General features: G+C 70.7%; 11 protein-coding genes. 3 read left to right on the top strand and 8 right to left on the bottom strand.

Translation table 11 applies throughout. The annotated features are described in order from the left end of the window. Nucleotides 1-81: 81 nt before the first annotated feature. The 5 genes from IEY81_RS12400 to typA form a co-directional block, all read right to left on the bottom strand. Nucleotides 82-918 (bottom strand): class II fructose-bisphosphate aldolase, encoded by an 837-nt coding sequence (locus IEY81_RS12400; protein ID WP_189118783.1) that lies wholly within the window; start codon nt 916-918, stop codon nt 82-84. Continuing rightward, a complete protein-coding gene (locus IEY81_RS12395) occupies nt 915-1,820 on the bottom strand; it encodes a 1-phosphofructokinase family hexose kinase (RefSeq protein ID WP_189118782.1) in 906 nt (301 codons plus the stop codon). Before IEY81_RS12395 ends, IEY81_RS12400 begins: the two co-directional genes overlap by 4 nt. Continuing rightward, on the bottom strand, nt 1,817-2,716 hold the full coding sequence (locus IEY81_RS12390; protein ID WP_189118781.1) for an ROK family protein: 900 nt from the start codon (nt 2,714-2,716) through the stop codon (nt 1,817-1,819). Before IEY81_RS12390 ends, IEY81_RS12395 begins: the two co-directional genes overlap by 4 nt. Then, the gene (locus IEY81_RS12385) at nt 2,713-3,594 is read right to left on the bottom strand and encodes an SIS domain-containing protein (RefSeq protein WP_189118780.1); all 882 of its coding nucleotides are present in this window, start codon (nt 3,592-3,594) and stop codon (nt 2,713-2,715) included. The genes IEY81_RS12390 and IEY81_RS12385 overlap by 4 nt, the downstream gene beginning before the upstream one ends. 265 nt (nt 3,595-3,859) lie before the next feature. Further along, nucleotides 3,860-5,749: a translational GTPase TypA gene (gene typA, locus IEY81_RS12380; protein ID WP_189118779.1), complete on the bottom strand. Its 1,890-nt coding sequence runs from the start codon at nt 5,747-5,749 to the stop codon at nt 3,860-3,862. A gap of 100 nt (nt 5,750-5,849) precedes the next feature. Between typA and IEY81_RS12375 the strand changes: the two genes are divergently transcribed. Next, a complete protein-coding gene (locus tag IEY81_RS12375; RefSeq protein ID WP_189118778.1) occupies nt 5,850-7,151 on the top strand; it encodes a M4 family metallopeptidase in 1,302 nt (433 codons plus the stop codon). A 122-nt stretch (nt 7,152-7,273) separates the two neighbouring features. Here IEY81_RS12375 and IEY81_RS12370 read toward each other — a convergent pair whose 3' ends face one another. Together IEY81_RS12370 and IEY81_RS12365 are read right to left on the bottom strand one after the other, a co-directional pair. Beyond that, nucleotides 7,274-7,963 (bottom strand): aspartate/glutamate racemase family protein, encoded by a 690-nt coding sequence (locus IEY81_RS12370; protein WP_189118777.1) that lies wholly within the window; start codon nt 7,961-7,963, stop codon nt 7,274-7,276. A gap of 93 nt (nt 7,964-8,056) precedes the next feature. Next, complete coding sequence (locus tag IEY81_RS12365; protein WP_189118776.1) at nt 8,057-8,800, bottom strand: SDR family NAD(P)-dependent oxidoreductase; 744 nt, start codon at nt 8,798-8,800, stop codon at nt 8,057-8,059. A gap of 148 nt (nt 8,801-8,948) precedes the next feature. On the opposite strand from IEY81_RS12365, the gene mshA reads away from it, so the two are divergent. Then, nucleotides 8,949-10,205, top strand: coding sequence for a D-inositol-3-phosphate glycosyltransferase (mshA, locus tag IEY81_RS12360; protein WP_189118775.1), 1,257 nt, complete (start codon nt 8,949-8,951; stop codon nt 10,203-10,205). Beyond that, nucleotides 10,202-10,738, top strand: coding sequence for a type III secretion system chaperone family protein (locus IEY81_RS12355; RefSeq protein WP_189118774.1), 537 nt, complete (start codon nt 10,202-10,204; stop codon nt 10,736-10,738). The genes mshA and IEY81_RS12355 overlap by 4 nt, the downstream gene beginning before the upstream one ends. Before the next feature lie 21 nt (nt 10,739-10,759). Here the strand turns inward: IEY81_RS12355 and IEY81_RS12350 are convergent, their stop codons facing one another. Continuing rightward, nucleotides 10,760-11,662, bottom strand: coding sequence for a DMT family transporter (locus IEY81_RS12350; protein WP_189118773.1), 903 nt, complete (start codon nt 11,660-11,662; stop codon nt 10,760-10,762). Nucleotides 11,663-11,735: the final 73 nt, after the last annotated feature.

The following is an 11,735-nucleotide window of genomic DNA, read 5'->3' as shown; positions in this document are numbered from 1 at the left end:
TGTGCTCACACAACCGTGTCAAGTAGCGCGTGGGTAACGAATTCGTAATGGGTGGGAGCGCTTCCACTCCGCGTCCATCGTCTACGCGCGAGTAATCACCGTGAGCAGTCGCGCGGTCTCCGCCGCCATCGCCTCCCGGCCCGCGCCGAGGTAGCGACGCTGGTCGACCAGGGACGGGTCCGCCGCGAGGCTCTCGCGCACCGCGGCGGTGAAGGCCTTGTTGAGCTGGGTCGCGACGTTGATCTTCGTCATCCCGGCGGCGATCGCGGCGCGCAGGCCGTCGTCGCTGACGCCGGAGGAGCCGTGCAGGACCAGGGGTACGTCGACGGCCCGGCGCAGCGCCGCGATCAGGGTCTCGTCCAGGGCCGCGTCGCGCGTGGTCATCTTATGACTTGAGCCGACCGCCACAGCGAGGGCGTCGACGCCGGTGCTGGCCACGAACGCCGCCGCCTCGCCGGGATCGGTGCGCACCCCGGGAGCGTGGACGCCGTCCTTGCCGCCGACCTCGCCGAGCTCGGCCTCGACGTGGGCGCCCCGGTCGTGGCAACGGCGGACGACGGCGGCGGTGCGGGTGAGGTTCTCCTCGTAGTCGAGCTGCGAGGCGTCGTACATCACCGAGGAGAAGCCGAGGTCGACCGCGATCCCGACCAGGCGCTCGTCGGTCGCGTGGTCGAGGTGGAGCGAGATCGGCATCGTCGAGCCGGTCGCGATCGCGATCGCGGCGTGGGCGAGCGGCGCCAGACCCTGGTGATAGCGCACGGCGTTCTCGCTGATCTGCACGATCACCGGCAGGTTCGCGGCCTCGGCACCGGTCGCGATGGCCTCGACCGTCTCCAGGTTGATGGCGTTGAAGGCGGCGATCCCGCGACCCTCCTCGTAGGCGGTGCTGAGGAGCGAGGCGGTGGTCGTGAGGGTCACGGGTTCTCCTTGGTGACGGTGACGAGCGGGCGGAGCCGGTCGAGGGTGGGCAGGTCGACCTCCCCGGCGTGCGGGACGGGCACCGCCGCGGCCGACCAGGCGACGGCCTCGCGCAGGCGCTCGGGCCAGTCTGCGCCGGTCGCGTGCCCGGCCGCGAGCGCGGCGGTCGCGGCGTCGCCGGCGCCGGTCGGGTTGCCGGCGATGCGCTCGCCCAGGCGGGCCGACCAGGTGCCGTCCGGCGTGACCGCGAGCATGCCGTCGGCGCCGCGGGTGACCACGACGGTGGTGGCGCCGCGGTCGCGGAGGTGCTGGGCGGCGGCGTAGGTGTCCTGGATGCCGGTCGCCTCGCTGAGCTCGGCGGCGTTGGGCTTGAGGAGGTTCGCACCGGCCTCGGCAGCCGCGAGCAGGGCGGGGCCGGAGGTGTCGACGACGGCCGGGACGGGCAGGAGCGCGCAGAGCTCTGCGTACGCGGCGGGGTCGACGCCCGCGGGCAGCGACCCCGACATCACCACGCACGTGGCGCCGGTGGACAGGGCGTTCAGGCTGCCGGTGAACGCCGACCACTCCGCGTCGGTGACCGCGGGTCCGGGCTCGTTGAAGACGGTGGCGTCCTCGGTGTCGGTGACGACGACGGTCCGGCGGGTGGTGGCCGTAATCGGCGTGAACGCGGTCTCGATCCCGGCCGCGGCGAGCCGGCCGCGGACGAGGTCTCCCGTGGGACCGCCGAGCAGGCCGGTCGCCATGGTCGGGTGGCCGACCTGGTGCAGCACCCGGGAGACGTTGACGCCCTTGCCGCCTGCCTGCTCACGCACCGCCCGCACCCGGTGGGTCGCGTGCGGCACCAGCTCGTCGACCTCGTAGGTCACGTCGACCGCCGGGTTGAGCGTGATCGTCAGGATCATGCCGGCTCCGCGGCGCGCAGCAGGTCGAGGGCGAGCAGGCCGGCGCCGGTGCAGCCGGCATGGGTGCCGAGGGCCGCGGGGCGCAGCTCGACCTCGACCGGGGTGTGCCGCTCCAGCGCCCGTCGAAGCGGGCGCAGCAGCAGGTCGCCGGCGCGGGCCAGACCGCCGCCGATCACGACCGCGCCGGGCGCGAGCAGGGTGATGCAGGGCGCGAGCGTGGCGGCGAGCGCCTCGACGGCCTCCTGCCAGATCAGGCTCGCGGCCGGGTCGCCCTCGCCAACGCGTGCCGCCACCTCGGCGGCGGTGGCGGGGTGGCCGGTCTGCTCGACATAGGCCCGGCTGATCGCGGCCGCTGAGGCGATCGCCTCCAGGCAGCCGGTGCGGCCGCACACGCAGCGCCGCTCGTGCCCGGCGTCGAGGTGGCCGATCTCGCCGAACGGGCCGGGCCGCTCGTGGAGCCGTCCGTCGATGACCAGACCGGCGGCGATGCCGGTGCCGATCGGGACCACCAGCACGTCTCGCAGACCCCGGGCGGCACCGAGCCTCGCCTCGGCGAGCGCCCCGGCGCGTACGTCATGGCCGAAGGCCACCGGAAGGCCGACGCGCTCGGCGAGCTGGTCTCGGAACGGTACGTCGCGCCAGCCGAGGTTCTCCGAGCGGATCGCGACACCGCGCTCGGCGTCGACGTAGCCCGGCACGACCAGGCCGACGGCCTCGAAATCGGAGCGTCTCCGCAGGTCAGCAAGGGCCTGGGCGACGACGTCGACGACCTCTTCGGCCGTGTCGGGGCCGCGTAGGGGAGTGGGGATCTCGGGCTCCGGCTCGAGCACGTCGCCGCGGAGGAGGCCGTACTTGATCGCGGTGCCGCCGACGTCGACGGCTGCGACTGTGGTCATCGGTCCGGGAGCTCGACGGCTCGGGTCAGGTGACGCGGGCGGTCGGGATCGAGACCGCGGCCGAGGGACAGCCCGACGGCGACGCGCTGGGCGAGGACCAGCTGCGCGAGGGGGTCGAGGTCGTCGGTCACGAACGTGGCGCCGGTCGCGGCGACCTGCTCGCGCAGCCCCTCGGGCGGCTCGCCGAAGGACCAGACCAGGCGGCCCGGCTCGGCGATCGAGATCGGACCGTGGCGGTAGTCCATGGCGGGGTAGGCCTCGGCCCAGAACTGGGCCGCCTCACGAGTCTTCAGCGCGGCCTCCTGGGCCAGCCCGATCGTCCAGCCCTGGCCGACGAAGCTGATCTGCTCGGCATCCAGGTGGGCGCCGACGTCCGCAGCCAGCGCCTGCTCCGCGTCGGCCGCCACCGCCTCGATGTCGTGGCCGAGGTGGGCCCGCAGCAACGCCAGCGTCGTGGTCGCGAACCTCGTCTGCACCACCGACTCCTCGTCGGCGAACGGCAGCCCGACGATCGCGTCGGCGACGTCCTTGACCTGCTCCTCCGGCACCCCGGTGATCGCCACCGTCGGGGCCTCGACCGCGGCGAGCAGGCGCAGCACCTCCGTCGTCGTGCCCGACCTGGTGATCGCCACGACCCGGTCGTAACGGCGCCCGGACGGGAACTCCGAGGCGGTGAACGCGTCGGTCTCGCCCTGGCCCGCGCCCTCGCGCAGCCCGGCGTAGGCCATCGCCATGAACCATGAGGTCCCGCACCCGACCACGGCCACCCGCTCCCCGGCCCGCGGCAGCAGCCCCTCCACCTCCGGCAGCAGCGCCGCGGCCTCCCGCCACGTCGACGGCTGGCTCGCGATCTCGGCCTCCACATGCGTACGCGTCATGGTGGAAGTGTCGCAGGCAGATCACAACGACAAGGCCGCTGACCCCAGATGGGATCAGCGGCCGTATCAGTGTCGGTGGTCGAGCCTGTCGAGACCTCTGTACCGGTGGTCGAGCCTGTCGAGACCTCGCGCCCCCGGTGGTCGAGCCTGTCGAGACCTACTTGTTGGCCTTGCGCGCTCGGCTCGCGATCATCCTGACCTTCGGTCAGGGATCACTTCGCCTCGCACGACAAGCCCAATCAAGCAGGCTCCGCTGGCGCTCCGCCTACTTGTTGGCCTTCCGTGCTCGGCTCGCGATCTTCGCCCGCTCGTTCGCGTCCAGGATCACCTTCCGGATCCGGATCTGGTCAGGCGTGATCTCGACGCACTCGTCCTCGCGGCAGAACTCCAGGCACTGCTCGAGGGAGAGCTTCTTCGGCGGGATGAGCTTCTCGAAGTTGTCGGAGGTGGCGGACCGGATGTTGGTCTGCTGCTTCTCCTTGGTGATGTTGACGTCCATGTCGTCCTGGCGGGAGTTCTCGCCGACGATCATGCCCTCGTAGACCTCGGTGGTGGGCTCGACGAAGAGCACGCCGCGCTCCTGGAGCGAGGTCATCGCGTAGGCCGAGGCCGCACCGGAGCGGTCGGCGACCAGCGAGCCGTTGTTGCGCGAGCGGATCTCGCCGGCCCACGGGAAGTAGCCCTCGGAGATGTGGTGGGCGATGCCGGTGCCGCGCGTCTCGGTGAGGAAGTCGGTGCGGAAGCCGATCAGGCCGCGGGAGGGGACGATGAACTCCATCCGGACCCAGCCGGTGCCGTGGTTGGTCATGCCCTCCATGCGGCCCTTGCGGTTGGCGAGCAGCTCGGTGATGGTGCCGAGGAACTCCTCCGGGGCGTCGATGGTGAGCCGCTCGAAAGGCTCGTGGAGCTTGCCGTCGATCTCGCGGGTGACCACCTGCGGCTTGCCGACGGTCAGCTCGTAGCCCTCGCGACGCATCTGCTCGACCAGGATGGCCAGCGCCAGCTCACCGCGGCCCTGCACCTCCCAGGCGTCGGGCCGCTCGGTGTTGAGGACCTTGAGCGAGACGTTGCCGATGAGCTCCTGGTCGAGGCGGTCCTTGACCATCCGGGCGGTGACCTTGGCGCCCTTGACCTTGCCGACGAGCGGCGAGGTGTTGGTGCCGATGGTCATCGAGATCGCCGGCTCGTCGACGTGGATGAGCGGCAGCGCGACCGGGTTCTCCGGGTCGGCCAGCGTCTCACCGATCATGATCTCCGGGATGCCCGCGACGGCGACGATGTCGCCGGGGCCGGCCTCCTCGCCGGGCTTGCGCTCGAGGCCGTCGGTGATGAGCAGCTCGGTGATGCGTACGTTCTTGGTCTCGCCGTTGCGCTGCATCCAGGCGACGTTCTGGCCCTTCTTCAGGGTGCCCTGGTGGATGCGGACCAGCGCGAGGCGGCCCAGGAACGGGGAGGCGTCGAGGTTGGTGACGTGGGCCTGCAGCGGCGCGCCGGCCTGGTAGGTCGGGGCCGGGATGGTCTCCAGGATGGTGGAGAAGAGCGGCTCGAGGTCCTTGGAGTCGGGCAGCTCGCCGTTGGCCGGCTGCTCGAGCGAGGCGACGCCCGCCTTGCCGGAGGCGTAGATCACCGGGAAGTCGAGGGCGTCCTGGCTGTGGGAGTCGTCGAGCAGGTCCATGAAGAGCTCGTAGGTCTCGTCGACGACCTCCTCGATGCGCGCGTCGGGACGGTCGACCTTGTTGACCACGAGCACGACCGGCATGTCGGCGTTGAGCGCCTTGCGCAGCACGAACCGGGTCTGCGGGAGCGGGCCCTCGGAGGCGTCCACCAGCAGCACGATGCCGTCGACCATCGACAGACCGCGCTCGACCTCACCACCGAAGTCGGCGTGGCCGGGGGTGTCGATGATGTTGATCGTCATCCCCTCGGGCGCGCTCGGCCCGGTGTAGTGGATGGCGGTGTTCTTCGCGAGGATGGTGATGCCCTTCTCGCGCTCGAGCTCGCCGGAGTCCATGACCCGCTCGGCCACCGATTCGGCTTCGTGCTCGGTGAAGGTGCCTGCCTGACGCAGCATGGCGTCGACCAGTGTGGTCTTGCCGTGGTCGACGTGCGCAACGATGGCGACGTTGCGGAGATTGGCCTTGAGGATCTCGGACATGTGCGAAGCGGCTCGATTTCTGGAGCGGGACGGGAACGCCTGATCTTATCCGCCGCGACCTCCTTGACCCGCATCCTCAGATGGCGCTTGGCTGAGAGACATGACTCCTCGGAAACACGTCTGCCACATCGTGCCCCCCTACCTCATGCAGCGGCTCGACCCTGGCTGCCTCGACAAGGACAACGGTTTCCGTGCCGCTCGGGCGGAGCACCTGACGGCTGTGATCGCCCAGCGTCCCGCCCCCGAGGCCGGCGACACCGCCGCGGAGGCGGGCGACTGGACCGTCTACACCGCGAACAACGGCACCGACCTGCCCGGCGAGAAGGTCCGTGCCGCGGGCGAGCCCGAGTCGGGCGACGAGAGCGTGGACGAGGCGGCGACCGGCATCACCGGGTCGCTGGCCCTCTTCGAAGAGGTCTACGGCCGCGACTCCTACGACGGCCGCGGCATCGAGGTCGTGATGACCGTCCACTACGACCAGAGCTACGCGAACGCCTTCTGGGACGGCAAGCAGCTGGTCTTCGGCGACGGTGACGGGAAGATCTTCCAGCGCTTCACCAAGGCCGTCGACGTGATCGGCCACGAGCTCTCCCACGCGGTCACCGAGCACACCGCCGGCCTCGTCTACCAGGGCCAGTCGGGTGCGCTCAACGAGCACCTCTCCGACGTCTTCGGCTCCTGCCTCAAGCAGCGTCTCCTCGGCCAGAGCGCCGAGGAGGCCGACTGGATCATCGGCGAGGGCCTCTTCACCGAGTCGGTCCAGGGGGTCGGCCTGCGCCACATGCTCGAGCCCGGCACCGCCTACGACGACCCCGAGCTGGGCAAGGACCCGCAGCCCGCTCACATGGACGACATCTACGACGGCACCGACGACAACGGCGGCGTCCACATCAACTCCGGCATCCCCAACCGCGCCTTCGCGCTCGCCGCCAAGGCGATCGGCGGCAACGCGTGGGACGGCGTCGGCAAGATCTGGTACGCCGCTCTCACGGGCGGCGCGGTCACGACCGACGCCGACTTCGCCGGCTTCGCCGCCGCGACGGTCGCCGAGGCCGGTGAGCACGCCGAGGCGGTCACCACCGCCTGGTCCGAGGTCGGGGTCACCCCGGCCGCCGACTCACCCGCCCCTGACGGTGAGGAGCAGGGTCCGACCGTGGTGAAGGTCCGCCGCAGCGGCGGCTTCCTGGGACGTACCAAGGAGGGGGTGGCCGAGCTCTCCCCGTCGGCCGCTCAGGTCGCGACGGTCCGCAACCTGGTCTCCGGCGCCGGTGCGCCGTCGCAGCCGAAGGGCGCCGACCGCTACGTCTACGAGTTCGAGGTCGACGGACAGACCGCCGTCGTGCACGAGGGCGACCTCAGCCCCGAGCTGCACGCCATCGCGAACGAGCTCCTGGAGAGCTGACGCTGGTCGAGCCGCCGGAGCCGCTAGGCGGAGGCGTGTCGAGACCAACACAGTCCTATCGAGCGCCGACGAACCGTGTTGGTCTCGACACCGCTCGCTGGCGCTCGCGGGCTCGACCGACGTCAGGCGAGGGCGCGGTCGAGCGCTGCCTCGACGTGCACGGTGATGGCGTCGAGGATGGGAACATCGACGTCGCTGGGCCGCACCAGGAGGCTGAGCTCGGAGGCGCCGAGGATGACACCGTCGGAGCCGGCGTCCCACAGCTCGTGGACGACCTCGAGGACCCGCTTGCGCGAGCCCGAGACGACCGTGCGGTGCACGAGCTCCTCGTAGATGATCGAGTCGAGCATCTCGATGTGGAGCGTGTCGGGCAGGTTGACGTCGACGCCGTGGTCGGAGATCCGCTGCGCGAAGAAGTCGTTCTCCACGGTGTAGCGGGTGGCTAGGAAGCCGGCCTTGGTGATGCCGAGCTCGGTGGCCTTCTCGGCGAGGACGTCGGCCAGGTGCAGGACGGGTACGTCGACGGCCGCCGCCACCTCGTCGTAGACCTTGTGGAAGGTGGTCGTGCACAACAGGATGAAGTCGGCGCCACCGGCCACGACGCTGCGCGCCGATGCGACCAGGATCTCGGCGACCTGGTCCCAGGACTCCTTCTCCTGGAGCGCGGTCAGCTCGGCCAGGTCGACGGAGGCCAGCACGATCTTGGCGGAGTGGAGCCCGCCGAGCCGCTGCTGGACACCCTTGTTGAGTCCCTCGTAGTAAGCGGCAGTGCTTTCCCAGCTCATGCCGCCGATGAGTCCGATCGTCTGCACGTATCGAGTGTGACACCGTGCGGTGCCGCGTACTCAATCCTCGACCGCCCTCTCACCTGGTCCGGCCCAGGTCAGAGGGTGGATCGGGGTGGCTCAGCTCTCCCGGTGGACCTTGTGCGGCGCGGCCTGGGCCCGCGGCTTGATGACCAGCTCGTCGATGTTGACGTGAGCCGGGCGGGTGGCCATCCAGACGATCGCGTCGGCGACGTCGTCGGCGATCAGCGGCTCGGCGACGCCCTGGTAGACGGCCTCGGCCGCTGCCTTGTCGCCGCCGAGGCGGACGAGCGAGAACTCCTCGGTGTGGACCATGCCGGGGGCGATCTCCATGATCCGCACCGGCTGGTCGACGATCTCCAGGCGCAGCGCCTCGGTGACCGCGCGGGTGCCGAACTTGGCCGCGTTGTATCCGGCGCCGCCCTCGTAGGCGCGCCGGCCGGCGATCGAGCCGACGTTGATGACGGCGCCGGCACCCGAGGCGATCAGCGCCGGGAGCAGCGCCTTGGTCACCCGGGTCAGGCCGACCACGTTGACCTCGAACATCGCCTGCCACTTCGCCAGGTCGGCCTCGGCCACCTTGTCCACGCCGAAGGCGCCGCCGGCGTTGTTGACCAGCAGGTCGAGACGGTCACCCACCGCCTCCACGAGCGCGGCGACGGAGTCGTCGGAGGTGACGTCGGTCGCGATCGCGGTGCCACCGATCTCCTCGGCGAGCGCCTCGATCCGGTCGGCCCGCCGGGCGGCGAGGAAGACGTGGTAGCCCTCCTTGGCGAGCTGGCGGGCGGTGGCGGCGCCGATCCCGCTGGAGGCGCCGGTCACGACAGCATTCTTGGACGACATGGCCCCATTCTCTCCTGGGCCGCTCGACTTTTGGGTACCGGGTCCCACGATCGAAGATGGGTCGCACGCGTTTCGAGCGGCCGGGAATGATGGCCGGGATCCGCGTGTTGAGAGACGGGACCACAGGCGTACACACAAAGGGGCAGGAATGATCCACCGTGTAGCGATGGTCAGTCTGCACACCTCCCCTCTCGACCAGCCGGGCACCGGCGACGCCGGCGGCATGAACGTCTACGTGCTCGAGCTCTCCCGCCGCCTGGCCGCGCAGGGCATCGCCGTGGACATCTTCACGCGCGCGACCTCCTCGCGCCTGCCGCAGGTCGTCGAGGCGTACGACGGGGTGGCGGTCCACCACGTGCACGCGGGTCCTTTCGAGGGGTTGGCCAAGGGTGATCTGCCCGGGCAGCTGTGCACGTTCGCGCGCGAGGTGCTGCGCGCCGAGGCGTCCAACCCGCCGGGCTACTTCGACGCCGTGCACTCCCACTACTGGCTCTCCGGCCAGGTCGGCGCGCTCTCGCGCGACCGGTGGGGCGTGCCGCTGGTCCACTCCATGCACACCATGGCCAAGGTCAAGAACGAGGCCCTCGCCGAGGGTGACAACCCCGAGCCGGACGCCCGGGTGATCGGCGAGGAGCAGGTCGTCGAGGCGTCCGACATGCTGATCGCCAACACCGACCTCGAGGCCAAGCAGCTGATCAACATGTACGACGCGGACCCCGGCCGCGTCGCCGTCGTGCATCCCGGGGTCGACCTGCGCGTCTTCCGGCCGCGCGGCCGGGCCGCCGCCCGGGCCGCGCTCGGGCTCCCGGCCCGCGCGCACGTGCTCCTCTTCGCCGGCCGCATCCAGCCGCTCAAGGCCCCTGACGTACTCCTCCGGGCGGCCGCCGTCATGCTCGCCCGCGACCCCTCGCTGCGCCGCGACCTCGTGGTGCCGATCGTCGGTGGTCCCTCCGGCTCCGGTCTCGAGCACCCGACCGGTCTCGCCGATCTCGCCGCCGAGCTGGGCATCTCCGACGTGGTCCGGTTCGTTCCGCCGGTCCACCAGGACGAGCTCGCGCGGTGGTACTCCGCCGCCTCCGTCGTCGCCGTCCCCTCCTACAACGAGTCCTTCGGCCTGGTCGCCGTCGAGGCGCAGGCCTGCGGCACCCCCGTGGTCGCAGCCGCCGTCGGCGGGCTGACCACCGCCGTGCACCACGGCCGCAGCGGCCTGCTGGTCGACGGTCACGACCCGGCGCAGTGGGCCGACGCGCTCACCAACGCGATCTCGTCCGAGCCTCGCTGGGCCGCGCTCGCCGAGGGCGCTCGTCGACACGCCCAGGACTTCTCCTGGGATCTCACCGCACGCAATACGCTCGACGTCTACGAAGAGGCCAAGATGCTGATGCGTGAGGAGCTGACGGCATGAGTGAGGACGCTCGGACCGAGCACGAAGAGGTCGTACGCGGCTGGCTGAAGTTTAACGACCTGACCTGGGACGAGCAGTCCCAGCCCGGTGGCGAGGTGGTCTTCTCGTTCGCGCTCCCGGGTGAGCGCAAGCTGCAGACGCCGGTCCGGCTCGACCTCGGGCAGCACGCGCTCGGCGTACACGCCTTCGTCTGCCGCCGCCCCGACGAGAACCACGAGACCGTCTACCGCTGGCTGCTCGAGCGCAACCTGCGCCTCTACGGCGTCGCCTTCGGCATCGACCGCCTCGGCGACATCTACCTCGACGGCCGGCTGCCCCTCGCGATGGTCGACCCCGACGAGCTCGACCGCCTCCTCGGCTCGGTCCTGACCTACGCCGACGAGTCCTTCAACACCATCCTCGAGCTCGGCTTCGCCACCTCCATCCGCAAGGAGTGGGAGTGGCGCAAGCTGCGCGGCGAGTCCACCGCCAACCTCGAAGCCTTCCGAGGCTGGCTGGAGTCCGCCGAGAAGTCAGAAACCGACGCCGAGTAGTCGAATTTCGACGCCGAGTGGTCAGCGCGGTCGGCGTCGAGTGATGAGTACGCCCGCGATGCACATCGCTCCGCCCACGAAGGCGAGCGCCGGAGGCACCTCGTCGAGCAGCAGCCACGCCATCAGCGCGGTGATGAACGGCACCAGGAACGTCGACTGCGCGAACTTGCCCGCGTCGGAGTGGGACAGCGCGTAGGCCCAGGTCACGAAGGCCAGTGCGCTCGTGAAGAGGCCGAGGTAGACGACCCAGCCGAGGTTGGCGACGCTGACGTCGGGGAGGGTCGAGACCAGCTCGCCCGACCAGGGCAGGCAGACGACGAGGCCGACCGCTCCGTACCAGAACGTCAGCAACAGCGCGTTCATCGTCGGCAGCAGCTTCTTCTGGGTGAGCACGCCGATCGCGAAGGTGAGCGCCGCGACGACCGAGAGCGCGACGCCGATCCAGTCGCCGGTGTCGCCGTTGGCCGAGGCGCGACCGATGATCACGACGCCCGCGAACCCGACGCCGGTGCCGATCAGCACCCATCGGTGGATCTGCTCCTTGAGCACCAACCCGGCCAGCAGCGCGACCACGATCGGTCCCACCTGCACGATCAGCGCCGCCGTCGCCGCGTCGATGCGGCGCTCGGACTCGTTGAGCGCGAGGTTGTAGATGCCCAGCCACGACGCCCCGCCGATCGCGACCAGCGGCCATTCCTTCCGGGTCGGCAACCGGAACCCGCCCTTGAGGGCGAGGTAGGCGCCCAGGGCCGCCACCATCACCGCAAGACGGCCCAGCGAGAGGCTGCCGGGCGGCACCGAGTCGCCCAGGTGACGGATCCCGACGAACGCCGACGCCCACAGCACCAGCGTCACGCCGCACGCCAACAGTGGCTTCCAGAGCGGTGTGGTCGTGGAGGGGGTCGGCTCGATCGTCGTCGTCACGGTAAGAGGCTAGGCACCCACACGCCATCCGGCGAGCGGATAAACGTCATCGTTGTGCGACATCCCGCCATCT

Origin of the sequence: Nocardioides luteus (genome assembly GCF_014648595.1) — a bacterium.
Taxonomy (GTDB): Bacteria; Actinomycetota; Actinomycetes; order Propionibacteriales; family Nocardioidaceae; genus Nocardioides; species Nocardioides luteus.
This window is presented reverse-complemented; position numbering and strand designations above follow the sequence as displayed.